We start from the raw sequence: 25,033 nt of genomic DNA, 5'->3' as shown, positions 1-25,033 counted from the left end.
CACGACCGATGGCCGCACCTCACGCCTCGTCTAGCCCCTTGGCCAGATCAAACCCGATCCGTCGCGCAGGGGCTGCCTGATCCGGCTTCGGAGTGGCGCGCAACACAACATTCAACTGGGTCACATGCTGTACCAACTGAATACGCGCGCCTGTCCCGTCGGTCCCGTAAAATGTCACAATGTCGGGATCGAAATACCCAAGTCCTTCGATCCGAAGCACCCCCGCCCCGGTATCCGTTAGCCCCATCGCCACCTCTTGCTCACCGTCCAGCAATTCTTCGAAGTTCTTAATATACAGAATTAAGCGCTCGTAGGCCCATTCTGCCGGGGACTTTTCCTCGAAAGGTTTCTTGGTAATTGCATCCGGCAAAGGCGCGATTTCGGGTCCAGGGCGAGGGCCATCACCAGTGTACACGGCACGCCCCAGGCGCATCGCCGCCGCCTCGACATGTTCCGCCGTCGTCTCGATCTTGTTGTCCATCAGACATCTCCCCGAACTTGCCAAAGCCACGCGCCATCATCGCGACGCACCCGCGTCACGCGACCAGCATGCCAAAGATGCACGCAGTGCGCCATCGCCTCAACAAGCGCGAGCCCAAACTCACCGCCCCGGATATCGCGCTTGAACAGCGTGCGAAAACACTCAACTGCGGTGTGCGGCTCGACCAGAAACGCCGCCAGCCGCGCAAGTGCGCCCTCATGATTGGCGATCAACTGATCAAGCCTCGTCGAAAGACCGAAATAGGGCAGCTTATGCCCAGGCAAAACCAACTGATCTGGCTTCGAAAATGGCGTGAACCGCGCGCAGGACGCCATCCATTCGGCCACGGGATCGGCTTCAGGCTCGGTGGCATACAATCCTAAATTCGGCGATATCGACGGCAAAAACTGATCGCCCCCCAGCACAGCCGCCCCATCCTCGGACCAAAGCGTCAGATGCTCGGGCGCATGCCCATCGCCGGACCAGACGCGCCAGCCACGCCCCCCAAGATCGACCCGATCACCGTCCTTCAGGCGGGTATAGCCAAGCGGTAACGGCGCAACCGTATCGGCAAAATTAAAAGGCCGTTCGCGCAAACGGGCAGCCAGAATATCGGCAGGCATCCCGGCGCTCTCCCAGAAGGCAATCGTCTCGGAAGATGGCCGCTCTTGCACATCCAAAACCAACATCCGCGCTGTCAGCCACGCCGTCCGAGACGTCAGCAACGCGGCCCCGTGTTCAGCCATAAACCAACCCGCAAGCCCAATATGATCAGGATGATGATGCGTGATCAAAACCCGTGCGACCGGCTTGGACGCAAGCGGCCCGTCCAGCAGTTTTTGCCAGATAGCCTTTGTACGCCGACTTTGCATACCAGTATCAACGACGGTCCAGCCGTCCTTGCCGTCCAACACAAAGACATTCACATGATCAAGCGCCATGGGCAGCGGCAACCGGGCCCAAAGAATGCCGTCGCCAACCTCAGCGACCTCGCCCTCCGGCGGCGGCGTTTCAAACGGATAGCGCAAAGAGCGGGTAAATTCAGCCATCAGGCAAGTAGGTCATCCACACTCAGATCGTAAAGCCCCTTGTCGCCAATACGCACCTGCGCCAACAACCCGTCATGCTCGGGCAATAGGCGATCAATGTAAAACCGTGCCACTCCGGCGCGCGCACCTTTGCCACCCACAACATGCGCAGCCTTCAGGTGGAAATGCCCGCCCAAAACCCGCGCGAACGCCCGCAGGTATGGGACCGCAACGGCAAACCTCCCGCCTTGGTCCTGCGCAACCAACCACTCGGTCGTCTCACGCAAACTCTCCGCCGCACTCCACACCGCGTCGCCCAACTCGGGCAGCATTTGACGCGCAGCTTCGGCCCCGCCTTCGATCTCGTCCAAAAGCCGGAACGCTGCCTCGCCGCCGTCCATCATTTTGCGACCCACAAGGTCCATCGCCTGAATGCCGTTGGTGCCTTCGTAAATCGGCGTGATCCGCGCATCACGCAAAAACTGCGCTGCACCGGTTTCCTCAACAAAGCCCATGCCGCCGTGAACCTGCACTCCTTCGCAAGCCACCGCCACGCCCACATCCGATCCAAACGCTTTGGCAATCGGTGTCAAAAACGCAGCGCGCGCCATCCAGGCCGCATCGCCGGTTGCTGTTTCCATATCCAGTGCAACCGCACAGGCATAACAGATCGACCGCGCCGCAAAGATATCCGCCTTCATGCCCATCAGCATCCGGCGCACGTCCGCAAATTCAATGATTGCGCCCGTGCCACCCACCGCGCCCTGCTTGCGCTCAGACGCAAAAGCCACCGCTTTTTGATAGGCGGCTTCAGCCACACCGACGCCCTGAAACCCAACCGCAAGCCGCGCAGCGTTCATCATCGTGAACATGGCAGCCATTCCGCCGTTCTCAGACCCCACAAGCCAACCCGTCGCGCCGTCGTAACTCATCACCGCGGTCGGTGACCCGTGAAGCCCCATTTTATGCTCAAGGCTCACCACACTCAGCGCATTCGCAAGACCAGCAGCGCCGTTCTCATCCGGCAAATACTTCGGCACCATGAACAGGCTGATCCCCCGCGTGCCCGGTGCGGCATCCGGGAGCCGCGCCAAAACCAGATGGCAGACATTATCGACCAGATCATGATCGCCCCATGAGATGAAAATCTTCTGCCCCGAAATCGCAAACGTCCCGTCGCCATTCGACACGGCCTTCGTGCGCAACCCGCCGACATCGCTCCCGGCTTGCGGTTCGGTCAGGTTCATCGTCCCCGACCACGCGCCGGACAACAGCTTCGGTATATAAAGCGCCTTGATCTCGTCTGAGGCATGGGCGTCCAACGCTTGCACTTGCCCTTGAGACAACAACGGCAAAAGCTGAAACGACACACAGGCGCCCGAAAGCATCTCGTTCACTGCGAACTGAACCGTTTCCGGCAACCCCATGCCGCCCTGCGCAACGGAGGCAGCAAGCCCGATCCAACCGCCTTCCGAGAAGGCCGCATAGGCTGCATCAAAGCCGGGAGTCGCCTGAACAACACCCTTCTCAAGCCGAGCAGGATACAAGTCTGAGGCACGGTTCAAAGGCGCTATCACCGCGTCGCACAGCTTGCCAGCCTCGCCCAAGACGGCCAAAACCGTCTCGGATCCAGCATCCGCAAAGCGTTCGGTCGCAACAAGTTGATCGTACCCGACCACTGCCGAAAGCACGAAATCTATGTCTGAAACTGGGGACCGAAAAGACATCCCGACCTCATCTGTCAGCTTGGCAATTTCCCTGTTAGGCGCTAAGCGTCCGCAGGCTCGCTGCAACACTGCGCGCAAGCAGCATGCGCCCACAACACGAACGCCGCGTCACAAAGGCGATAAATGAGCGAAACAGTAGAAACACGCATCCTCGGCACCAGCGACGCCGAGATTGCCGAGGCAGGCCAAAAACTCGGCCGCGGCGAACTTGTGGCGTTCCCAACCGAAACTGTCTACGGCCTCGGTGCGGATGCAACCAACGACAAAGCAGTGGCGCGCATATTTGCTGCGAAAGGCCGGCCCAGCTTCAATCCGCTGATCGCTCATGTCCCCGACATCGAAACAGCGGAACGCCTGTGCGTCTTTAGCCCGGAGGCCCGTTGCCTTGCCGAGGCTTTCTGGCCCGGAGCACTGACCCTGGTCCTGCCCCTTAGACCGGGTAATGGCATCTCAAGACTGGTCACCGCAGGAGGCGGCCACCTCGCCCTACGCATGCCCGCCGGAGACGTCGCAACCGCCATTTTCAAAGCCGCGAAGACCCCAATAGCGGCCCCTTCCGCCAACCCGTCGGGCCGCATCTCCCCCACGACAGCTGATCATGTCAAAGCAGGCCTTATGGGTCGGATAGACGCTATCGTCGACGGCGGCCCCTGCCCCGTCGGCGTCGAAAGCACGATCATCGGCTTCACAAATGGCGCCACTCTTCTGCGCGCTGGCGGCATCCCGGCAGAGGCAATCGAAGCCTGTCTCGGCACAATGCTGAGACCCCCCGCTGCGGACGCAGCCCTGACCGCACCGGGCCAACTGGCCTCGCATTATGCCCCCGGGGCCGCCGTGCGCCTGAATGCGCGAACAGCGGGTGCGGATGAAGTTCTGATCGGCTTTGGAACCATCGCGGGAGACTTTTCGCTGTCGCCGACCGGAGACCTTGTCGAGGCCGCCGCAAACCTCTTCCGACTGCTCCACAAGGCGGATGCAATGCGCAAACCCATCGCCGTGGCGCCCATTCCCGAAACGGGCCTCGGTCGCGCGATCAATGATCGCCTAACCCGGGCAGCAACACCTCGCGATTGACTGCTTGCACCGCCTGACCGCGAAGGGCTGTCTGCCCCCTCGCGCTCCCCAGAGAGTACTTTCCCCAAGAAAAATCGAGGGCGCAAAGGTTATCCCCTAGCACCCTCTTGAGAAGTTGCCTTCTCCTTGGGCGGTGATCGGCGCTCCCGCCTGTACTGCACGAACAATGCCAGTCAAATTGTCTTTCCTCTAAGCCAAAGCGTTTCGCTGTTGACTTGAGACTTTGAGGGGTCCCCTTCGGTTATGTTTGTGCCCCACCCTTTTCAGCAGGAGGAGTACATGACCAAAGCCCTGTCGATGGGTATTCGCAATCGGTTCCGGCGCTCCGCTGAGGAAGGCGGGACCGTTCAGATCATGGAACACCCAGACCTTTATCGCCGGATTGACGATAGATGGCCTGATCGCACCGTGGGTTATTAAAGGGGGCCCTTTTCATGCATGTAAACAAGCACTGCCGGGCAGTGAATGGGCGGATTGGCCTTTGAAACTTACAGTCGCACCCAACGTACAGCCGCTCTGAAACCGCGCCCGGTCGTGATCCTCGACACCCTCGCGCCTCACCTAAATGTTGCGGCGGCTCAGCCCCTGCAAGACAAGAGCCGCTGGGTCCTGTTTCTGCCACCATACAGCCCAAACCTCGACCCTATCGAAATGGCGTTCTCTAAACTGAAAGCGCATCTGCGCAGGGTCGGGGCAAGGACATTTGATCAACTCTTTGAAGCCATCGGCGATATCTGTGACATGTTCAGTCCGCATCAGTGCTGGACCTACCTTCAGACTGCTGGATATGCCTCAAATTGAACGCGAAATCACTTAAGATACTCTGGGATGACCGCCGAAAGGCGCGAAGGGCAGCGCCCCTATAAACACGCAAAAGCCTACAGGTTCTCCGACTGCATCATCCCCAGAATATGATATCCGCCATCAACCCGGATAATCTCGCCTGTGGTGAAAGCCCCCTGATCGGACGCAAGATACACAGCCGTTCCGCCCACAGCTTCAAGTGTCGCATTAGACCGCATAGGCGCGTTCATTTCTGTCGTCTTATAAGTCTTACGCGCGCCACCAATCGCAGCACCTGCCAGCGTCTTCATCGGTCCCGGAGAAATCGCGTTTACCCGAATGCCTTCCGGCCCCAGATCATTCGCGAGATACCGCACCGCCGATTCCAATGCCGCCTTGGCCACACCCATCACATTGTAATTCGGCTGCACCCGGTTCGAGCCCATATACGTCAGCGTCATAATCGACCCGCCGTTCACCATCATCGGCCGCGCACGCCGCGCCACGTCGACAAAAGAATAACACGAGATATCCAGCGTGTTTTTGAAGTTCTCGCGCGAGGTATTGATGAACCGGCCCGTTAGCTCGTTTTTGTCCGAAAACGCAATCGAGTGAACCAGAAAATCCAGCGAGTCCCAGCGTTCCGCCAACACCCCAAACGCCGCGTCCAGCGAAGCGTCATCCGTCACATCGACATCTACCAGAATGTCCGAGCCCACGCTTTCGGCCAATGGCTCCAATCGTTTCCCGAATGCCTCGCCCTGATAGGTGAAGGCCAACTCTGCACCCTCGCCAGCCAGCGCTTTCGCGATCCCCCAGGCAATAGATCGCTCGTTCGCAACCCCCATCACCAACCCGCGCTTGCCCGTCATTAGTCCCGGCATCATGTCACCCGTGATATTTGCTCAACGCGAGCGTTGCATTCGTTCCGCCAAAGCCAAAGCTGTTCGACAAAACCGTATCCAGATCAGCGTTCCGCATTTCAGTCACGATCTCTTCGGGGCGCAGCGCCGGATCAAGCTCGGTCACATTGATCGACGGCGCGATAAATCCGCCCTCCATCATCAAAAGCGAATAGATCGCCTCGTGGACGCCCGTGGCCCCCAGCGAATGACCCGTCATCGACTTCGTTGACGAAATCGGCGCGTGCTCGTCGCCAAACACCCGGCGGACAGCCTCAACCTCGGTGATATCCCCCACCGGCGTCGATGTGCCATGCGCGTTGATGTAGTCAACCTTGCGATCACCTATTGTCGAGATCGCCTGCCGCATCGATCGCTCGCCGCCCTCACCCGAAGGCGCCACCATGTCGTAGCCGTCAGATGTCGCGCCGTAGCCGGTGACCTCGGCGTAAATCTTGGCCCCACGCGCTTTCGCGTGCTCCAGTTCCTCCAGCACAACCATGCCGCCGCCGCCGCCGATCACGAAACCATCGCGCGTCGCGTCAAACGCCCGCGCCGCATTTTGCGGCGTGTCGTTGTACTTCGATGACATCGCGCCCATCGCGTCGAACAGACAGGACAACGTCCAGTCCAGTTCCTCGCCACCGCCGGCAAACACAATATCCTGCTTGCCCATCTGGATCAGTTCCGCTCCATTGCCAATGCAATGTGCGCTAGTCGAACAGGCCGACGTGATCGAGTAATTCACGCCCTTAATCCTGAACGGTGTGGCAAGGCACGCCGACACGGTCGATGACATGCAACGGGTTACCATGAACGGCCCCATCCGCTTTGGCGCGCCCTTATTGATCACCGCATCAAAGGCCGCGAAAAAGTTCGAGGTCGACGGCCCGCCTGACCCCGCCACCAGACCGGCACGCTCGTTCGACACCTCCGCCTCGGTCAATCCGCTGTCCGCAATCGCCTGCTCCATCGACAGATACGCATAAGCCGCCGTCGGCCCCATAAAGCGCAATTGCCGCTTGTCGATATGGTCCGCCAATTCGATCTGTGGTTTGCCGTGGATCTGACTGCGAAAGCCATGCTCGGCATATTCCGGCGCCGCAACGACACCCGATCTCCCAGCGCGCAGACTGGCTTCGACTTCAGAGGCAGAGTTTCCGATGGGCGAGATAATCCCGATCCCGGTGATAACGACACGACGCATGGGCGGTCCTTTTCTTTGAAGTGTTTGCGCTTAGTTTTCGGACAAAGCGACTTTCATATCTTTGACCAGATAGATGGTCTCTCCATCGGCCTCGACCCGGCCATCAGCAACCCCCATAGTCAAACGACGGGTCTGTATAGCCTTGGTGAAATCAACGTAGTAGGTCAGCATCTTGCGATCCGGTCGCACCATGCCGGTCAGCTTTACCTCGCCAACTCCAAGCGCATAGCCGCGCCCCTGCCAGCCGCGCCAGCCAAGATTAAAGCCCGTCAACTGCCACAGACCATCAAGACCAAGGCAGCCCGGCATAATCGGGTTGCCCGGAAAGTGACAATCAAAGAACCAAAGGTCGGGCGATATATCAAACTCAGCGCGCACATGGCCTTTCCCGTGCTCACCGCCATCCCCGGAAATGTCCGTGATGCGATCCATCATCAACATCGGAGGTTCAGGTAATTGCGCGTTGCCAGGCCCGAAAAGCTCGCCGCGCGCACATGCCAAAAGACCTTCCCGGTCGAACGATGTCGGATATCCACTCATGTCATCCCGCCCCTATCTCGTTATCTTTATTTCACTTTGTCACATAGTTCCTCGCCCATATCAAAGCCTTGGAATGTGGCGCAAGTGCCGAGATGGATGTGACATCAGTGTAAAACATCTGGATTTCACATTGAAACCAAGTGCAATGACACCCTATATTCTAATCAAACAAGGTGATTTTGATCTGATGGATACCGAAACCCAAACCCGCGTCACCGATTGGCTTGCAAAAGCTGACCTGCGCCCGACCCGTCAACGCCTCGCTTTGGCGTCGCTTTTGGTTGGCGACGGGCAGGACCGTCACGTCACTGCAGAAAGCCTCCACGCCGCCTCGCAATCCAGCGAGGACGCCGTGTCTTTGGCCACTGTCTACAACACGTTGCGCGCGTTTTGCGATGCTGGCCTTGTTCAGGAAGTCACCGTGGACGGATCGAAAAGCTACTTCGACACACGGACCGACGACCATCCTCACTTCTACTGGGAAGACGAAATGCGCCTGACAGACGCACCTGCCGATCAGCTTGAAATCCTGCGCCTGCCCGAAGCGCCCGAGGGCACCGAGGTCTCAAAGGTCGACGTGGTGATCAGGCTCCGGCGGCGCTAAAGCAGCCCCAGCAAAGACCAAAGCCTGCGGCCGCTGAAATCGGTGCTAATGCGCGTCTTCTCCGCGCAGCATCCGTAAGTGATGCGCACGATGGTGGTCCTGACTGGCCATCAACCCGAAAAATCCCAATCCCCTGATCCGTGCCGCAACGGCGGGATCATCGCTTGTGACAAGCAGTTCCACCGTATCTTCCTGGTCTGACACCGTCACGCTCCAGCGATCATCCGTCGCCAATTCGCCCGCATGTGCCGGCACCATCCGCCGCAAAGTCGCAAGCGTCGCGGCGTCTCCTCCGGCTACCGCACGAACCCCGTCTTCCAAGACTACCTCGCGCACCACCGAATGGGTCACAAGGCGGTCCATATCGACAAGGTGGTCGCGCAATCCGCGAACATCGACCGTCGACCACTCGGTGTCCGGATCGGCCTCCAGCAATCTGACTGCCTCCGATAAGGCGGCAAACGCCCCCTGTCCCGCCTCAGTCAAACCGGCGCCGCGAGCGCCCATCTCGCTCTGCGCGCCATGATCGGCGTGGTTCATCTGAGAATATCCAAATCCTGCGCTCGCAAGCAGGATGGAAAGGGCAATTATCGGGATCGATTTCATAGGAACCTCATTGGGTAAGTTGACATCATGCCTACCCGGCCCGCCGACAATCCAGTATGATATCTATCATGTCAGACTGGCGAAGCATTTACGACAACGCAGCCCCACGCGACCTCGCTAAAGGCGACACGCTGTTTCGGCGCGATGATCCTGTGAAATCGATGTTTCTGGTACGCTCCGGCGAGATCGCGCTGGAGAGGTCAATGGCGGACGGGACCGCGCTCACTCTTCATATTGCGACCGATGGCATGGCCGTTGCCGAGGCGTCGCTCTTTGCCGATACCTATCATTGCGACGCCGTCGCCCGATACCCGACAACCATTGCCACCCTTCCCCGCAACGTCGCCATGAATGCGTTCAGGGCCTCTTCTGATGCAGCTCTTGGGCTGATGTCAGTTCTTGCGCGTGACGTTCAGACCCAGCGAGCCCGAATCGAGATCCTTCGCCTGCGCCGGGTCGCGGACCGCCTTGACGCCTGGCTCGATCTTTACGGCCCACCAAAGGAAAGCGGTTGGGTTCGTGTGGCCGATGCAATCGGCGTATCGCAACCCGCACTTTACCGAGAGCTGGCCAGACGTCGAAGCAGTTCCTGACAGGCCCGCCATGACGGCCATGAACTAAACCCATACCAACCTGAACACCGTCACCACATGTGGTGGTCCGGAATGCGCGCGCCACAGGGCGCGCCGATGCAATTCCGACGTGATACGGACGTGCCGATCCCGCGCCAAACCCCTTGCTTTACCGCATCAACCTTTGGCGCGTGTTGCGCAACACCGCCCCGCGGCGGCCGTTGCAAAAACTCGCTCAGATCGGCTTAATCAGATCTGACCCCGCCGCCCGGTTTGAATTCACCGCCTGGTCCACCCGGTGATACGCCAAAGCATCTTCCGGCGCGGACGTCATCAAAGTCGCGGCACCTTTTCCAGCCTCGCCCAGCCACAACGGCCAGTCCTCGGGACCCAAAATCACCGGCATGCGGTGATGGATCGCCGCCACTGCCTGGTTGGCCTGCGTGGTCACAATCGCACATGTCACCAGCAGCGCGTCGCCCTTCTCCCAAACCTGCCAAACCCCTGCAAACGCAAGCGTTTCTCTCTCGCGTGAATGGATATACCATGGCAGGCGTTTACCCTCGCTGTCTTTCGTCCATTCGTAAAACCCAGTCGCCGGAATAAGACACCGCCGATCGCGCGCCGCTGCACGAAAGGCAGGCTTTTCGGCAATCGTTTCCGAGCGCGCATTGATCAACAAAGGCCCATCGGTCAAAGACTTGTACCAATGCGGCAGAAACCCCCAACGCATTGGCCGCAGCCGCCGGATGCCGTCCTCAGACGTCACGGTGTGCACCTGAACCGTCGGACAGACATTGTAGTTGGGAACGTTGGGCAAATCATTCGCCGGAACAGCTTCAAACAATGAAGCCATCGCATCGTCAGGTAATGTGATCGCAAATCGCCCGCACATAGTGATACTGCGCCCCGCCTGTTCCGAGCGGGGCGCCCTTTAGTTTCATTTGGCTATCGCCGCCATCACTGTCCGACAGTCTTGATCCGGCCCTCGACGCCCACCATCACCACGCCAATTTTTTCGACATAGTTGATTACGTCATTGGCATCCCGGTTTCCGTCGTCAGCGTTGATCAGCACCCGACCCCCGCCAAGTGCACCGTAACCGTCACCTCCAGCCAGCATGTAGTTGTTGGTTGCCACCGTATAAAGCTTGTTTGTATCGAGCGGAGCACCACCGACCGTAATCTCGGCCACCCGCGATCCTGCCGGAGCGGTCGGGTCATACACAAAAGCTATGCCAGACACCTGTGGAAAGCGACCTGCTCCATTTTCGACTTGGCTAACTCCGTTTTCGATGGCTGCAAGCACTTGAGACCCTGGTATTTCAGTCACAACTGTTTTGTTGCCGAAGGGAAATTCGCTCAAGATATCACGGCGCGTCAACTCGGCACCTGGTTCATAAGTGCGATCGGCTCTGATGCCGCCCCCTCCGACGATAGCGATATCTGCCCCGGTCGCATCGCGCAACGCATCCGTTGCGAGGTTGCCCATCGCAGATTCCTCTCCACGAACCGTATTTCTTCGTGAGTCTATCGCAACGTCGGTGCGGCCAATGACGATATCCAAGCTTTCATCGAGGCTGGCGTTGAACTGATCAACCATCGCTTGCGATTCAGGATCAGGCACGACGTCCATCGTATCGATGAAGCGAAACATCGGTACCCAGTCGACTTTTCGTTTTCCGTCGTCTTCCGAAATCGTGACCATCAAATCGACCGGCGATAGAAATCGTCCGTCAATCGATGTTTCCACGTAGGCCGTACGGCCGTCGTAAAACGTTCCATATGAATGGTCATCACCTGACATGATGACGTCAAACGCATTCGACCCAATGAGCAAACGGTCATTGGCCACGTTGGTTTGAACCACCCCAACAACAAGATCCGCACCATCTTCACGAGCTTGCTCGGCGGCGGCAATGCCGGTTTCTACCGTTGAGGTAAAGACGAGATCATCAGTTGTGGAAACGCCGGGCGTGGTGTCTTGCGCGACTGGGATAAGAGCAACTATTACGCCGCCCAAATCTTTCATCATAACTCCGCCAACACCCGGCAAGGCAGATCCATCCGCCTGAGTAATGTTGATCGCAGCCCACGGATAGACCGAGGATTCTACTTTGTCGTAGAAATTCTGAACGCCGAAATCAAATTCGTGGTTGCCGGGAACAGCAATGTCGAATGGTTCGAGATTAGTGAGGTCGATCGTATTTTGCCCCTTGTCGAACCCAGAAAGAAGCGAAGGCGAAAGCATGTCACCGTCAAATACGTAGAGCGTATTTGGGTTCGCAGCACGCTCCGCCTTAGCGACGGCGTTTAATCTTGCAAAGCCGCCGCGCCCGTCATCGGCATCAAATTCGTAGACATCTCCTACGCCAAGAATGGTAATTTTGACATCTTCTGACATCGCAGCCCCGGCGCTTAGTGCCAGAATGGCACCGCCGGTCATCAATCTTTTGATCATTTTGGTAAACTCCCCTGTCGTAATCAATCTCAACACTGACCCGATAGCGCGCCGGTGTCAAAAAAAGATGACTCGGCCACACGTATTGTTCCTTGACCGAACGCATCCTGCGCGCCAGAGACGGACCATGCTCATTTTCAAGATATTCCGCCCTTCTGAGTGGCAGTCCCTGCACGTACAGGGCGACACAGACGGCGCCCCGATCGACATCGCGGACGGCTATATTCACTTTTCTACCGCATTTCAGGTGGTCGAGACCGCCGAAAAGCATTTTAAAGATGCAGGTGATCTGCTGCTGCTCGCGCTCGATGGCGACACCCTCGGCGATGACCTGAGATGGGAACCCTCCCGTGGTGGCCAGCTATTCCCGCACCTTTATCGCAAATTGCGACTTGCGGACGTGCTTTGGGCCCGCGCCTATCCACAAACACCGGACGGCCATCTCCTGCCCGAGGGCGTCAAATGAGTGCGATCGAACGCCTCGGCCTCGCTGCCCTGCAATGGCTCGATCCCGAGACGGCGCACAGCCTCGCGCTGAAAGCCCTGAAGACCCCGTTTGCACCTAATATCAGCCCGCCGACGTCGCCTGCGCTTGCCACAGAAGTCGCTGGCCTCAAAATGCCCAATCCCGTGGGCCTTGCCGCCGGTTTTGACAAAAACGCCGAGGCCATCGCCCCCCTCATGCGCGCTGGGTTCGGCTTCCTCGAAGTCGGTGCCGCAACCCCGCGCCCACAACCCGGCAACCCACGCCCACGGCTATTTCGCCTAACCGAAGACAGTGCTGCAATCAACCGCTTCGGGTTCAACAACGAAGGTGTTGAGGCGATCGCCCAACGGCTAGCCAACCGCCCACACGACATACCGGTAGGCCTGAACCTTGGCGCAAACAAAGACAGCAAGGACCGCGCCCACGACTATGTCGAAGTCATGCGCCTTGCTGCGCCGCACATCGACTTTGCCACCGTCAATGTCTCGTCCCCCAACACCGAGAAACTGCGCGACCTGCAAGGAGCTGAGGCCCTGCGCGCGCTTCTGACAGGTGTCACGGACATCAAAGGCACGACGCCCGTCTTCCTCAAGATCGCGCCCGATCTAACAGACGCGGAAATTGCAGAAATCGCCCAAGTGGCGGCAGAAACACGCGTCGACGCGATCATCGCCACCAACACGACACTGTCGCGCGACGGCCTCCAGAACGCGCACAAGGTCCAGGCAGGAGGTCTCTCGGGCCGCCCTCTCTTCGCCCCCTCGACCCGCGTCCTTGCTCGCCTTTACCTCGAAACAAACGGTCATATTCCCCTGATCGGCGTGGGCGGCATCACTTCCGCGGCCGACGCCTACGCCAAAATAAGGGCCGGCGCTTCGGCCGTCCAGCTTTACACCGCAATGGTATTCTGCGGCATGTCGCTGATCCCGCGTATCGTTCATGGCCTTGACGAGATGCTGGCCCATGACAGCTTTACCAACGTCCGCGACGCTGTCGGCGTGTCCGCAAAGGACTACGCATGACCGTCACGATCTGGCACAATCCGCGGTGTTCTAAGTCGCGCCAAACGCTCGCCCTGCTCGAAGCGAACGGCACGCAAATCGAGGTTCGCCACTACCTTCAGGCACCGCCGACCGAGGTTGAAATCCGCGGGGCCCTCGCCCAGCTTGATCTCCCCGCAACGGAGCTGTTGCGCACAGGCGAAAAGCTGTTCAAAGATCTTGGGCTGAAGGGCGTCACCGACAACGACGCCCTGATTGCGGCCATGTCAACCCACCCGATCCTGATCGAACGACCCATCGTATTTTCTAAAGGAAAAGCGCGGCTCGGACGCCCTCCGGAAGCCGTCCTCGACATCCTTTAGTCGCGCGCCGCGCGCTCCAGCGCAGGATAGCGCACGCCCAATGTAACGGCCCTCGCTACAAACGACACGATCAGCGCCACCCAAAGCCCATGATTGCCATAGACCGGGACCAACGCCCAAGCCGCCGCGCCATAGACCAGCGCTGATATAACCATCATGTTGCGCATGTCAGCGGTGCGCGTCGCACCAATAAATATCCCGTCTAACATCCAGGCCGCGACCCCGACAACCGGGGCTGCCACCATCCAAGGCAAGAACTCGCGGGCCTTTACCCGGACTTCTTCGGACGTGGTCATCAAATCAATCACCGCCGGACCGAACACCGCCACGCCCAGCGCGAACAACACCATCACACCGCCGCCCCAGAGGCTGGTCAAAATAGCCCCGCGCCTCAGGCGCGCCAAAGACCGCGCGCCCATTGCCTGGCCCACCAAGGCTTCCGCCGCAAAGGCGAACCCGTCCAAGGCAAAGGCGGTTACATGCAGAAACTGGAGCAGGATTTGGTTCGCCGCCAAAGGCACGTCGCCAAAATCCGCACCCAGAAAAAGAAACGACACAAAGATCGCCTCCAATAACAATGACCGGATCAGAATGTCCCGGTTAACGGCCGCCATCCGGATCAGGCGTGCGCGATCAAGAACCCGCGCCCATTGCTTCCAGAATGGACGCAAAAACGCGTCACGACAAAACCATAACCCAACGACAAGGCCCGACCATTCGGCCAGAAACGTCGCAAACGCCACGCCCTGCACACCCCAGCCAAGCTCCAGCACAAACGCGAAATCAAGAACGATGTTCAGCCCGTTCATCCAGACCTGAATAACCAGCACTGCGCTGGTCCGCTCTGCCGCAATCAGCCAACCAGTGATCCCATAAAGCGCAATAGACGCCGGAGCAGACCAAATGCGGACCTCCATATAATCACGCGCCAAAGTCTCAACCGCTGCCGAAGCAGGGGACACCCGAAACGCACCTGCGAAAATAAACACCTGCAACAGGATCAGGATCACCCCACCTGACAAGCCGATCAGCAACGCACGGCTCAGCAAAGAATCCGCCTCGGCCTGATCATTCGCCCCCAGCGCCTGACTGGTCAGCCCGACCGTTCCCATCCGAAGAAACCCGAATATCCAGTAAAACGCTGACAGAATGATCGCACCAATGCCCACAGCCCCGATCGGAACCGGGTCGCCTAACTGACCAACCACCGCCGTGTCGACGATCCCAAGTATCGGAACCGTCGCGTTTGATATTACGATTGGCAAGGCAATCGCGAGCACCCGGGCATGGGTTATGGGCTTGGCCACAGAGGCCGTGTCAGACCCACTCACTCAGCCGATCCACTGTCTGACGGCATAAGAAAATGCCCAGTGGCCTGCGCAAACAACCGGCTACGATTGTCCTGCCAGGCCTCGACATGCACGCTCGCATACCGCCGACCCGACCGATTCACTGTCGCACGCGCGTAGGCATCGCGCGGCAGCCCTGAACGTAAATAATCCACCGTGAAATCAATCGTCTTCGGCAAACGGGGCAAGGTTTCCGGCTGAAGCGCATCCGCATCCACCCGGCCCCCTTCGATCTCCTCCCAAAGCGCTTGCCAGCCCAGCTGAATGATCGCCGTGGTCTCAAGGAACGCAGCCGTCACCCCGCCGTGGATCGCAGGCAACATCGGATTGCCGATAATCGTCTCGTCGAAATTCAAAACCGACGTCAACTCATCGCCGCGCCGATCAAAGGTGATATTCAGGAACTGGATATAAGGAACACCGGCCACCAATGTAGCCAAGGCGCGATCCCGCCGCTCTTTCACAACTTGCATCGGCTCTGGACGTTGCCTCATGACCCCGGCCCCGCTGGGTCGACGGTAAACGCACCCGTCGCGGAGGCCACCGGATTGTCACGGTCATTATCCATCGCCACAGCGCGCACAAACGCGACCGTCCGCGTGATGTGATAACACTCGGCCCGCGCAACCAACGCCTGCCCCGGCGTCGCCGCCCGCATGTAATCGATCCGCAGATCCAAGGTCGCCGTGCTGCCTGGGTTCGCCGGATGCGCAATCACAGCCGCGCCGCTGCACGTGTCCATTAACGTCGAGATTGCACCCCCATGCACAACGCCGGTCTGCGGATCCCCGATCAGACGTGTGTCGTAAGGCATCGACATCTCCGCCACGCCCTCGCCGATCTCGACAAAAGACATCCCCAAAGCACGGGCATGCGGAATGCTTTCAATAAACTGCCGCGCTATCTGCGCCCTGCGATCTTCTGACACCACACGCCTCCTGTTCTGCAATCTATCAACCAGCGCCGCGTTGTTGTTGCAAGCACAGTCTCCATCGTCGCCGTTGATCAACAACCAAAGCGGGACTATCCTCAGGCAAGGGAGAAGGCGCATGCCTGAAGAACGCTTGAATTTCAAGGAAATGTGCGCACGTTTCGACGTCACGCCACGCACCTTGCGATACTACGAGTACCTCGAACTGCTCGCCCCTGAAAAGGAAGGCCGATCCAGATTCTATGCCACACGCGAGATCGCCCGGATGACCCTGATCCTGCGCGGCCGACGATGGGGGTTCAGCCTCGAAGAAATCCGCCAATGGCTTCTGATCTACGAAAAGGAAGGGACCTCGCCTCAGTACCGCGAGTTCGTCCGTCTTGCCGACCGTCAGCTGAATACGCTCGACGCCGAGCTAGAAACACTGACAAACACCATCAAGGACCTCAGAAAAGCACGCGCCGACGTCCTGAAGTCTCTCGAGTAGCCACCGTTTATTCTCGCCAGCACCACCTAAAACAACAAATGAACCTGGAGATCTGCCCTGTGACGCAACGTTTTGTTGACGTTAACGTCAACGTCACTTGCGGGAAGGGCATTGCATGGGCAAGTCTGCATCCTACCCGACTTGGTCCGACCACCTTTTGGAGAGATCCGTGACAGAACATTATTTGACCATTCGCCAGATGTGCGAGGCCTACGACGTTACGCCGCGCACATTGCGGTTTTACGAGGCAAAAGAGCTTATTTCACCGCTCCGCCAAGGCACCCGCCGCCTCTATACCCGCCGGGAACGTGCGCGTCTCAAACTCATCTTGCGCGGAAAACGCTTTGGGTTCAGCCTTGAAGACATCCGGCAGTTGCTCGACCTTTACGACACGTCTGGCCAGAATCTTGTGCAGATCCAACGTGCGTATGAGCTGGCTCAGGAACGTCTCGGCGACATGATCCGCCAGCGCGATGAGTTGACTGTCGCCATCAACGATCTTCGCCAACAGATGGACTGGGGCAACCAGGTCATCGCCTCGTTGACGTCCTCGTCAAGCGCCGCCGCCCAGTAACCCTTTCCCGACCCGGAGGACCCCGCACCTGCCCTTCTTTATCCCGCCTGTTAAAGACATTCAGTTCATCCTCCACGAGGTCCTGAAAGTCTCGCAAAGCGACACCCCCGGCTACGACGAGCTTGATGCCGACTTCACCGGTGCCGTTCTTGAAGAGGCAGGCAAAATCGCCGCGAACGTCCTTCAGCCCCTTAACAGTGTCGGCGACGATGAAGGCTGCACGTTGGAAAACGGCGTTGTACGGACACCGAAGGGCTTCAAAGAAGCGTTTGCCACGATGGCGGACGGTGGCTGGATGGGCCTTGATTGTGACCCCGAATACGGCGGTCAGGGCATGCCCCACCTTCTGAACACCGCCACGGGCGAATTGTTTTCTTCGGCCAATATGGCGTTCCAGATGTATGTCGGCCTTAGCCACGGCGCCGCGTCCGCCCTGCACGCCCACGGCACCGACGTGCAAAAAGCTACCTACCTACCCAAGCTTTACGCCGGCGAATGGACCGGCACGATGAACCTGACCGAACCACATTGCGGCACCGATCTGGGTCTTATCCGATCAAAGGCCGCCCCCGAAGATGATGGCAGCTACAAGATCACGGGCCAGAAAATCTGGATCTCAGGCGGCGAAAACGATCTGGCCGAAAACATCGTCCATCTTGTCCTCGCCAAAATCCCGGGCGGTCCAGACGGGGTCAAAGGCATCTCGCTGTTCGTCGTTCCGAAATTCATGGTGAACGAAGACGGCTCCCTTGGCGAGAGGAACACCGTTACGTGCGGCGGGCTCGAGTCCAAAATGGGCATCCACGGCAACGCGACCTGTGTGATGAACTATGACGGCGCGACCGGCTGGCTTCTTGGCGACATGCACAAGGGCATGCGCGCGATGTTCACAATGATGAACGAAGCGCGCCTCTCGGTCGCGCTTCAGGGCTACGCTCAGGCCGAAGTCGCCTACCAGAACGCCCTTGGATTCGCCCAGGATCGCCTTCAGGGGCGTGACGTGACGGGGACAAAAAACCCCGACGGCCCCGCCGATCCGATCATCGTCCACCCGGACGTGCGCCGAAATTTGCTCGATCAGAAATCAATCGCCGAGGGCGGCCGCGCACTGGTGTACTGGGGAGCATCAATGATCGACCGGTCCCAACGTATGGACGACGCAGACGCCGAAGCGATGGTCTCGCTTCTGATCCCAGTGATGAAAGGCTTCCTCACCGACAAAGGCTTCGAGGCCACCGTCCTGGCCCAACAAACCCTCGGAGGGTCCGGCTTCACCAAGGAATGGGGCCTCGAGCAATTCGTGCGCGACGCCCGTATCACCATGATCTACGAGGGCACCAACGGCATCCAGTCGCTTGATCTTGTGGGGCGCAAGCTTGGCCAGAATGGCGGAAAAACGATCATGGCGTTCTTTGAAATGGTCAAAAGCTTCATCAAAGAAAACGAGGGGAACGAGACACTGAAAACCCAGTTCCTCGACCCGCTCAAAGGCGCGTCGAAAGACCTGCAAACCGCCGCTATGTACTTCATGTCTGATGGCCTGAAAAACCCAAACAACGCGCTTGCCGGAAGCTACGACTTCATGCACCTCTTCGGCCACGTGGTCACCGGCCTGATGTGGGCGAAAATGGCGAAAGCAGCGCAGGTAGCATTGGACGACGGCGCGACCGACACTGCGTTCTACACCGCCAAGATTGAAACCGGCCGTTACTACATGGCACGCCAACTGCCGATGACATCCACTCACCTTGCGCGTATTCAATCCGGAGCCGATCCGGTGATGACGCTGGAGGCTGACCACTTCTAAGATCCGGAGCCAACATGCCCAAACGCCTTCGCCTGACCCGTCGCTTCCCCGTCGCCATGACCGAGGACGGCTATCGTCGCCTCAAAAAGTTTTCGGCGGAGGCGGGTCTGGACGAAGGCGAGGCGCTGAGCTTCTTGTTTGAGAACTTCAACTCGGTGATGGACCACGACAATCTCGCAACGCGATTACGATTGTTTAACGCTGAACTAGATTCGAGAAAGAGATAATTATGCGCTTTATCAAATTCTTATCAGCAACCATCCTTGCGACAAGCCTCGCACTTCCGTCTCTGGCCTTCGACGCAGGCGACAAGACTCGCCTTGAACAAGCCCTTCAAGCCTACGCCGCCGACCTCCAAGCCGCCGACTACAAAGCCGTCGTCGCCGCGATCCCGCCGGGCGTGATCGACCTGATCTCAGCGCAAGCCAAGCTTTCGCCCGAAACCATTCGCACATCCGTGACTGCCCAAATGGCAACGATCATGAGCAGTGCAGAAGTCGAAGACTTTTTGATGGATTTCGAGACAATGACAAGCGGCACCACCACCGCCGGAACCAACTATGCCTTCCTGCCAACGACCTCCCGGATCGCAGTTGGCGACAACCCGGTACTCGAGGCCAAGACTCTCACGCTTGCGGTCGATCTGGACAACACATGGCATCTGATGCGGATCGAACTGGATCAACACTACACCATCTTCCGCGCGGCCTATCCGGAATTCGCCGACATTCCACTGCCTGAATAAACTGGCCATAGCATTAATAGACTGGAACCACACAGCCATGACCATCGAACTCCATTGCTTCGGCGAAAGCGGCAACAGCTACAAGGCTGCGCTTGCGCTTGAACTTTCGGGCCTCAATTGGGAACCGGTCTGGGTCGACTTCTTCAACGGCGCAACCCGCGCCCCGGCGTACGCCGAGTTAAACCCGATGGGCGAAGCGCCGGTGATGATCAACGGCGACATTCGCCTCACTCAATCCGGCGTCATCCAACACTACATCACCGAGAAAACCGGCAAGTTCGGCGGCACCACCCCAGAAGAGACCCGTGAAATCTTGCGCTGGGTCCTCTGGGACAACCACAAACTGTCCAGCCAAATCGGAACAACGCGCTTCATGATGAATTTCCTCGCGCCCGAAAAGCGCCCCGAGCAGGTCATCACCTTCCTCCAAGGTCGCCTCAAAGCCGCCTATAGGGTCCTCGACGCGCACCTCACGTCACGTGACTTTATCGTTGGCGGCAACGTCACAAATGCAGATCTCTCCTGCTGCGGTTATCTCTATTATCCGGAACACTTCGGATTTGACCGCACGGACTGGCCCAATATCACGCGATGGCTTGACCGCCTCGCCGGTACGCCGGGATGGAAACATCCCTACGACCTGATGCCCGGCTCCCCCGCCGACCGGGCCTGAAATAAAGGAAAACTCCATGCGCGACGCTTATATCTTCGACGCCGTCCGTTCGCCCCGCGGCAAAGGTCGCGCCGACGGAAGCTTGCACGAAGTGACATCGGTCAAGCTGTCCGCCGACATGCTGAACGCCCTGAAAACGCGCAATAATCTTGAAGGCCACGCCGTTGAAGACGTGATCTGGGGCAATGCCACCCAAGTCATGGAACAAGGCGGTTGCCTTGCGCGCACTGCCGTTCTTGCCTCTCAACTGGACGAACGCATTCCGGGTCTCTCGATTAACCGCTTCTGCGCCTCAGGCATGGAAGCCGTGAACATCGCCGCCAACCAGATTAAAGGCGGCGCGGGCGAAGGCTATATCGCTGGCGGCGTCGAATGCATGAGCCGTGTTCCCATGGGCGCGGACGGCGCGGCGATTGCCGTTGACCCCTCGATCGCCATGAACACCTATTTCGTCCCACAAGGCATCTCCGCCGACATCATCGCCACACAATACGGCATATCACGCAATGACGCGGACGCGCTTGCCGTGGAAAGCCAAAATCGCGCCGCGAAGGCTTGGGGCGCAGGCCGCTTTGACCGCTCGATCATCGCCATCAACGACATGAACGGCCTGCCCATCCTCGCACGCGACGAATACATGCGCCCCGGAACTGACATGCAGGCCCTCGGCGCGCTAAAACCCGCCTTCAAAGATCAGGGCGAGGTCATGCCCGGCTTTGATGCCGTTGCCTTAATGAAGTACCCGCACCTTGAGACGATCAACCATATCCATCACGCCGGCAACTCTTCCGGCATCGTTGACGGCGCGGCGGGTGTCCTCATTGGATCGAAGGCATTCGGCGAAGCGCATGGCCTGAAACCCCGCGCAATCATCCGCGCCACCGCAAAAATCGGCACCGATCCAACGATCATGCTCCTCGGCCCGGTCCCTGCCACTCAGAAAATCCTGAAGGACAGCGGTATCGCCATCAGCGACATCGATCTCTTTGAAGTCAACGAGGCGTTCTCGTCCGTGGTCCTGCGCTTCATGCAGGCCTTTGACGTCGACCACGCCAAAGTGAACGTCAACGGCGGAGCCATTGCTATGGGCCACCCGCTTGGCGCGTCCGGCGCAATTATCATCGGTACTCTCCTTGACGAGATGGAGCGCACCGACAAAACGCTTGGGCTTGCGACGCTCTGTGTGGCCTCGGGCATGGGCGCCGCAACAATCATCGAACGCGTCTGATCGTTAAGACTATGTTGATTTCAATCCAAAGGTGTACCCCCATGAATAAAATATGCCTATGGGCGGCACCAAATGGACGAGATGTCGATCAATACGACCAAGAAGCCGCAGATGGAAATCGACGCTTTTCGAGAGTTTTTCGACTGGTACAGCACCAAGCTGCTGGTGGGGAAACTCGACTGCCTTGCGGATATATATCTCTATCCCTGCTCGCTGCTCATCAATGGACACATCCGCATCGACCATTCGCTCGGCGAGACCAAAGCCTAGGTTCGCAGTCGGCGCGACGATGTCGCCGCAATTGGCGGAGCATCCATATCTGCCAAGGTCCCAGACGTCAGCGAAACGCGCAACGCGCGGTATCCGGGCAAGGTCAACTCCGTGTTTTACGACGCCAAGAACGCGCCCTTGGCGGTCAATACCTCCCGCTATCTTTGTCTATGGGACGTTTAAAACCGCTTGCGGATCGAAAGCGTCGAACTGATCCCTATCTCTATCCCCTTTGGAAAAAGGTCCCTCTTCTCAAGGCCGCACGAACACCGCACCGCACTCCGACTGCCACCTCTCAAAAGACCGCACGCCCCGAATGGCCAGCCGTCCGTCTGCCCATGCCTACAAAGGAATTCACCGATGTCTGATTTCACATATAGCCTCCACGACGACGGCGTTGCGGTCATCACTTGGGATGTGCCCGGAAAATCCATGAACGTGCTGACACGCGAAGCTTTCGTGACTTTCGAAGGCCTGCTCGACAGAGGTCTGGAAGACGAAGCCGTGAAGGGCATCGTCATTACCTCAGGCAAGGACACATTCGCCGGCGGAATGGACCTCAAAACGCTTGCCACAATCAAAGCCGAAGGCGGCGACACCCCCGCACCTGCCCTGTTTGACTTCATCATGAACGGCCACCGCATCCTGCGCAAAATTGAACGCGCTGGGATGGAGCCGAAGACCAATAAGGGTGGCAAGCCAATAGCGTGCGCTATTGCGGGCCTCTGCGCCGGGATCGGCACCGAGATCGCGCTGGCGTGCCATCGCCGCTTCATGGCCGACACTCCGAAAGGCAAAATCGGCCTGCCTGAAATCCTTGTTGGACTCTTCCCGGGCGCGGGTGGCACCACACGCTATTCCCGCATGGTTGGCGCAATGAATGCGGCCCCTGTCCTCCTCGAAGGCAAAATGCTCGACCCCAAAAAAGCCAAATCCGCGCAACTGATTGACGAGGTCGTCCCCGCCGAAGACCTCCTTGCAAGTGCCAAAGCCTGGGTTCTGTCGGCGACCAATGGCGAGATCGTTAAACCCTGGGACCAAAAGGGCTGGAAAATGCCCGGCGGCGCACCATACCACCCCGCAGGTTTCATGACCTTCGTCGGCGCGTCAGCGATGATCAACGGCAAAACCAAAGGCGTCTACCCCGCCGCAAAAGCCCTGCTGTCATCAATCTACGAAGGCGCGCTTGTGCCCTTTGACACCGCCCTGAAAATCGAAGCCCGCTGGTTCACCTCGATCCTGATGGACCCGACATCTTCGGCCATGATCCGCTCCCTCTTCCTCAACAAAGAGGCGCTGGAAAAAGGCGCAAACCGCCCCGATGTGGAGGATGAAAAAGTACAGAAGGTCGGTATTCTCGGCGCAGGCATGATGGGTGCAGGCATCGCCTATGTCTCGGCCAATGCCGGCATCGACGTCGTACTGATCGACCGCGAACAGGACGCCGCCGACCGCGGAAAGGGCTATGCAGAAGGCATCCTCGACAAAGGCATCCAGCTCCGCAAAGTCACCGAGGACAAGAAGGTACAGGTCTTGGGCCGCATAACATCGACAACCGATCTGCAAGCACTGAAAGGCTGCGATCTGGTCGTCGAGGCCGTCTTCGAGGATCCGCGCGTCAAAGCCGAAATGACCAAAAAGGTCGAACCGATCATCGGCGACACAGCGATCTTCGCCACCAACACATCGACCCTGCCGATCACCGAGTTGGCCAAGGCCAGCGCACGACCAGAGCAATTCATCGGCATCCACTTTTTCTCGCCGGTCGACAAGATGCTGTTGGTCGAGATCATCAAGGGCGCGCGCACCGGTGATCGCGCCGTCGCCAAAGCGCTCGATTTCGTGCGCCAAATTCGCAAAACCCCGATCGTGGTCAACGACGCTCGCTTCTTTTACGCCAACCGCTGCATCCTGCCCTACGGCAAGGAAGGCATCCGCATGGTGGCTGAAGGCGTCGAACCAGCGCTTATCGAAAATGCAGCCAAACTGCTCGGCTTCCCCCTTGGGCCGCTGCAATTGACCGACGACACCACAATCACCCTCAACGCTTCCATCGCCCGCGCCACCAAGGCCGCGATCGGCGACGCCTACGCGGACCAGACCACCGACGAGGTCCTCTTCTGGCTCGAAGCCGAAGGCCGTCTGGGCCGCAAAGCCAAGGGCGGGTTTTATGCCTATGACGCGGCTGGCCGACGTGCAGGCACATGGGATGGTCTCAACGAAAAATACCCGCTTCTTAACGATCAACCCGATCTCGCCGACGTCCAGCACCGTTTGATGATGGCACAAGTGCTCGAAGCCGTCCGATCCTTCGAGGATGGCGTCCTCACCGACATCCGCGAAGGCGACGTCGGCGCGATCCTCGGCTGGGGCTTTGCCCCTTGGTCTGGCGGCCCGTTCTCTTGGCTCGACATGATCGGTGCTGCCAAAGCCGTCGAGATCTGTGACGCGCTTGAAGCAACCCACGGCCCACGCTTCAAAACCCCAGCGCTCCTGCGCGAGATCGCGAAAGCAGGCGACACCTTCTACGGCCGCTACGGTGGCGGAACCTCACCAAAAGCTGCCTGAGGGTTCAAGCCCTTCACCGCGTCAAAAATACCTCTGCGGGAGGCAGAAAATAAAACAAAAGGCCGCCCGGTTGGGCGGCCTTCCTTCGTCTTAACGCTCTGAAGAACCTTAGTTCTGAGCGTAATATTCGATCACCAGGTTCGGTTCCATCAACACTGGGTAAGGCACATCGCCAAGACCCGGTGTGCGCACGAACGACGCTGTCATTTTCGAGTGATCCACTTCAAGATAATCCGGAACATCACGCTCGGGCAGACCAGCGGCCTCCAGAACCAATGCCATTTGCTTGGAACGCTCACGCACTTCAATCACATCACCTTCCTTCACGCGGTAGGACGGTATATTGACGCGCTTGCCGTTCACCAGAACATGACCGTGGTTCACGAACTGACGGGCTGCAAACACAGTCGGCACGAACTTCGCACGGTACACAACCGCATCCAGACGGCGCTCAAGAAGACCGATTAGATTTTCGCCCGTGTCGCCCCGCACACGCGCAGCCTCGGTGAAGATACGCTTGAATTGCTTTTCAGTCAGATCGCCGTAATAGCCCTTCAGCTTCTGCTT

At 58.6% G+C, this 25,033-nt stretch carries 30 protein-coding genes; 17 read left to right on the top strand and 13 right to left on the bottom strand.

From position 1 onward, the window contains the following. Positions 1–19: 19 nt before the first annotated feature. From AC221Y_RS04905 to AC221Y_RS04895, 3 genes are read right to left on the bottom strand one after another with little or no spacing between them, the layout of a single operon-like run. The gene (locus tag AC221Y_RS04905) at positions 20–481 is read right to left on the bottom strand and encodes a DUF6173 family protein (protein ID WP_299753703.1); all 462 of its coding nucleotides are present in this window, start codon (positions 479–481) and stop codon (positions 20–22) included. Further along, positions 481–1,530, bottom strand: coding sequence for an MBL fold metallo-hydrolase (locus AC221Y_RS04900; RefSeq protein ID WP_299753704.1), 1,050 nt, complete (start codon positions 1,528–1,530; stop codon positions 481–483). The genes AC221Y_RS04905 and AC221Y_RS04900 overlap by 1 nt, the downstream gene beginning before the upstream one ends. Beyond that, positions 1,530–3,236: an acyl-CoA dehydrogenase gene (locus tag AC221Y_RS04895; RefSeq protein ID WP_299753705.1), complete on the bottom strand. Its 1,707-nt coding sequence runs from the start codon at positions 3,234–3,236 to the stop codon at positions 1,530–1,532. Before AC221Y_RS04895 ends, AC221Y_RS04900 begins: the two co-directional genes overlap by 1 nt. A 123-nt stretch (positions 3,237–3,359) precedes the next feature. On the opposite strand from AC221Y_RS04895, the gene AC221Y_RS04890 reads away from it, so the two are divergent. The 3 genes from AC221Y_RS04890 to AC221Y_RS04880 all read left to right on the top strand — a co-directional run bounded on the left by AC221Y_RS04890 (position 3,360) and on the right by AC221Y_RS04880 (position 5,111). Further along, complete coding sequence (locus tag AC221Y_RS04890) at positions 3,360–4,310, top strand: L-threonylcarbamoyladenylate synthase (protein WP_299753706.1); 951 nt, start codon at positions 3,360–3,362, stop codon at positions 4,308–4,310. A 279-nt stretch (positions 4,311–4,589) separates the two neighbouring features. Further along, positions 4,590–4,730, top strand: coding sequence for a hypothetical protein (locus AC221Y_RS04885; RefSeq protein WP_299753707.1), 141 nt, complete (start codon positions 4,590–4,592; stop codon positions 4,728–4,730). Between the two features lie 45 nt (positions 4,731–4,775). After that, on the top strand, positions 4,776–5,111 hold the full coding sequence (locus tag AC221Y_RS04880) for a transposase (protein WP_486706873.1): 336 nt from the start codon (positions 4,776–4,778) through the stop codon (positions 5,109–5,111). Positions 5,112–5,188: 77 nt separating this feature from the next. Here AC221Y_RS04880 and AC221Y_RS04875 read toward each other — a convergent pair whose 3' ends face one another. Genes AC221Y_RS04875 through fabA form a run of 3 tightly spaced genes read right to left on the bottom strand, consistent with a single transcriptional unit; the run spans position 5,189 to position 7,742 of the window. Then, positions 5,189–5,977 carry an enoyl-ACP reductase FabI gene (locus AC221Y_RS04875; protein ID WP_486706876.1) on the bottom strand — a complete coding sequence of 263 codons (789 nt, stop codon included), beginning with the start codon at positions 5,975–5,977 and terminating at the stop codon, positions 5,189–5,191. A gap of 4 nt (positions 5,978–5,981) precedes the next feature. Continuing rightward, positions 5,982–7,202, bottom strand: a complete 1,221-nt coding sequence (gene fabB / locus AC221Y_RS04870) for a beta-ketoacyl-ACP synthase I (protein ID WP_299753708.1) — start codon at positions 7,200–7,202, stop codon at positions 5,982–5,984. A 30-nt stretch (positions 7,203–7,232) separates the two neighbouring features. After that, the gene (gene fabA, locus AC221Y_RS04865) at positions 7,233–7,742 is read right to left on the bottom strand and encodes a bifunctional 3-hydroxydecanoyl-ACP dehydratase/trans-2-decenoyl-ACP isomerase (protein ID WP_299753709.1); all 510 of its coding nucleotides are present in this window, start codon (positions 7,740–7,742) and stop codon (positions 7,233–7,235) included. 187 nt (positions 7,743–7,929) lie between these two features. Between fabA and irrA the strand changes: the two genes are divergently transcribed. Then, positions 7,930–8,346, top strand: a complete 417-nt coding sequence (irrA, locus tag AC221Y_RS04860; protein ID WP_299753730.1) for an iron response transcriptional regulator IrrA — start codon at positions 7,930–7,932, stop codon at positions 8,344–8,346. Positions 8,347–8,391: 45 nt separating this feature from the next. Here irrA and AC221Y_RS04855 read toward each other — a convergent pair whose 3' ends face one another. Continuing rightward, positions 8,392–8,952, bottom strand: coding sequence for a hypothetical protein (locus AC221Y_RS04855; protein WP_299753710.1), 561 nt, complete (start codon positions 8,950–8,952; stop codon positions 8,392–8,394). Between the two features lie 68 nt (positions 8,953–9,020). Here AC221Y_RS04855 and AC221Y_RS04850 point away from each other — a divergent pair, with 68 nt between their 5' ends. Further along, on the top strand, positions 9,021–9,545 hold the full coding sequence (locus tag AC221Y_RS04850) for a Crp/Fnr family transcriptional regulator (protein ID WP_299753711.1): 525 nt from the start codon (positions 9,021–9,023) through the stop codon (positions 9,543–9,545). A 214-nt stretch (positions 9,546–9,759) separates the two neighbouring features. Here the strand turns inward: AC221Y_RS04850 and AC221Y_RS04845 are convergent, their stop codons facing one another. Further along, positions 9,760–10,419 (bottom strand): SOS response-associated peptidase, encoded by a 660-nt coding sequence (locus tag AC221Y_RS04845; protein WP_299753712.1) that lies wholly within the window; start codon positions 10,417–10,419, stop codon positions 9,760–9,762. A gap of 65 nt (positions 10,420–10,484) precedes the next feature. Continuing rightward, the gene (locus AC221Y_RS04840) at positions 10,485–11,984 is read right to left on the bottom strand and encodes a bifunctional metallophosphatase/5'-nucleotidase (RefSeq protein ID WP_299753713.1); all 1,500 of its coding nucleotides are present in this window, start codon (positions 11,982–11,984) and stop codon (positions 10,485–10,487) included. A gap of 127 nt (positions 11,985–12,111) precedes the next feature. Between AC221Y_RS04840 and AC221Y_RS04835 the strand changes: the two genes are divergently transcribed. From AC221Y_RS04835 to arsC, 3 genes are read left to right on the top strand one after another with little or no spacing between them, the layout of a single operon-like run. Next, a complete protein-coding gene (locus tag AC221Y_RS04835; protein WP_299753714.1) occupies positions 12,112–12,450 on the top strand; it encodes a DUF952 domain-containing protein in 339 nt (112 codons plus the stop codon). Then, positions 12,447–13,493 (top strand): quinone-dependent dihydroorotate dehydrogenase, encoded by a 1,047-nt coding sequence (locus AC221Y_RS04830; protein WP_299753715.1) that lies wholly within the window; start codon positions 12,447–12,449, stop codon positions 13,491–13,493. The genes AC221Y_RS04835 and AC221Y_RS04830 overlap by 4 nt, the downstream gene beginning before the upstream one ends. Continuing rightward, positions 13,490–13,834 carry an arsenate reductase (glutaredoxin) gene (gene arsC / locus AC221Y_RS04825; protein WP_299753716.1) on the top strand — a complete coding sequence of 115 codons (345 nt, stop codon included), beginning with the start codon at positions 13,490–13,492 and terminating at the stop codon, positions 13,832–13,834. The genes AC221Y_RS04830 and arsC overlap by 4 nt, the downstream gene beginning before the upstream one ends. Here arsC and AC221Y_RS04820 read toward each other — a convergent pair. Genes AC221Y_RS04820 through AC221Y_RS04810 form a run of 3 tightly spaced genes read right to left on the bottom strand, consistent with a single transcriptional unit; the run spans position 13,831 to position 16,114 of the window. Next, the gene (locus tag AC221Y_RS04820) at positions 13,831–15,165 is read right to left on the bottom strand and encodes an MATE family efflux transporter (RefSeq protein ID WP_299753717.1); all 1,335 of its coding nucleotides are present in this window, start codon (positions 15,163–15,165) and stop codon (positions 13,831–13,833) included. The genes arsC and AC221Y_RS04820 overlap by 4 nt on opposite strands. After that, entirely contained in the window at positions 15,162–15,677 is a 516-nt protein-coding gene (locus tag AC221Y_RS04815; protein WP_299753718.1) for a PaaI family thioesterase, read from the bottom strand. The genes AC221Y_RS04820 and AC221Y_RS04815 overlap by 4 nt, the downstream gene beginning before the upstream one ends. Next, positions 15,674–16,114, bottom strand: coding sequence for a PaaI family thioesterase (locus tag AC221Y_RS04810; RefSeq protein ID WP_486706872.1), 441 nt, complete (start codon positions 16,112–16,114; stop codon positions 15,674–15,676). Before AC221Y_RS04810 ends, AC221Y_RS04815 begins: the two co-directional genes overlap by 4 nt. 118 nt (positions 16,115–16,232) lie before the next feature. Here AC221Y_RS04810 and AC221Y_RS04805 point away from each other — a divergent pair, with 118 nt between their 5' ends. From AC221Y_RS04805 to AC221Y_RS04765, 9 genes are all read left to right on the top strand, one after another. Next, positions 16,233–16,601, top strand: a complete 369-nt coding sequence (locus AC221Y_RS04805; protein WP_299753720.1) for a MerR family DNA-binding protein — start codon at positions 16,233–16,235, stop codon at positions 16,599–16,601. A 169-nt stretch (positions 16,602–16,770) separates the two neighbouring features. Next, positions 16,771–17,175 (top strand): MerR family transcriptional regulator, encoded by a 405-nt coding sequence (locus tag AC221Y_RS04800; RefSeq protein ID WP_486706871.1) that lies wholly within the window; start codon positions 16,771–16,773, stop codon positions 17,173–17,175. Between the two features lie 28 nt (positions 17,176–17,203). Further along, positions 17,204–18,982, top strand: coding sequence for an acyl-CoA dehydrogenase C-terminal domain-containing protein (locus tag AC221Y_RS04795; RefSeq protein WP_486706875.1), 1,779 nt, complete (start codon positions 17,204–17,206; stop codon positions 18,980–18,982). A gap of 14 nt (positions 18,983–18,996) precedes the next feature. Beyond that, complete coding sequence (locus AC221Y_RS04790; RefSeq protein ID WP_299753722.1) at positions 18,997–19,209, top strand: hypothetical protein; 213 nt, start codon at positions 18,997–18,999, stop codon at positions 19,207–19,209. Positions 19,210–19,211: 2 nt separating this feature from the next. Beyond that, positions 19,212–19,727: a hypothetical protein gene (locus AC221Y_RS04785; protein ID WP_299753723.1), complete on the top strand. Its 516-nt coding sequence runs from the start codon at positions 19,212–19,214 to the stop codon at positions 19,725–19,727. 37 nt (positions 19,728–19,764) lie between these two features. Further along, on the top strand, positions 19,765–20,400 hold the full coding sequence (locus AC221Y_RS04780; protein WP_299753724.1) for a glutathione S-transferase family protein: 636 nt from the start codon (positions 19,765–19,767) through the stop codon (positions 20,398–20,400). 16 nt (positions 20,401–20,416) lie between these two features. Continuing rightward, the gene (locus tag AC221Y_RS04775; protein ID WP_299753725.1) at positions 20,417–21,628 is read left to right on the top strand and encodes an acetyl-CoA C-acetyltransferase; all 1,212 of its coding nucleotides are present in this window, start codon (positions 20,417–20,419) and stop codon (positions 21,626–21,628) included. Between the two features lie 72 nt (positions 21,629–21,700). After that, positions 21,701–21,898, top strand: a complete 198-nt coding sequence (locus tag AC221Y_RS04770) for a hypothetical protein (RefSeq protein ID WP_299753726.1) — start codon at positions 21,701–21,703, stop codon at positions 21,896–21,898. 360 nt (positions 21,899–22,258) lie between these two features. After that, the gene (locus AC221Y_RS04765) at positions 22,259–24,466 is read left to right on the top strand and encodes a 3-hydroxyacyl-CoA dehydrogenase NAD-binding domain-containing protein (RefSeq protein ID WP_486706870.1); all 2,208 of its coding nucleotides are present in this window, start codon (positions 22,259–22,261) and stop codon (positions 24,464–24,466) included. Positions 24,467–24,574: 108 nt separating this feature from the next. Here AC221Y_RS04765 and rpsD read toward each other — a convergent pair. After that, positions 24,575–25,033 (bottom strand): 30S ribosomal protein S4 (gene rpsD, locus AC221Y_RS04760; RefSeq protein WP_486706869.1); only part of this gene is annotated, 459 nt, incomplete at its 5' end.

It is taken from the genome of Boseongicola sp. (assembly GCF_057460485.1).
Note: the sequence above shows the minus strand (reverse complement) of the source record. Positions and strands in the feature narration are given on the sequence as shown.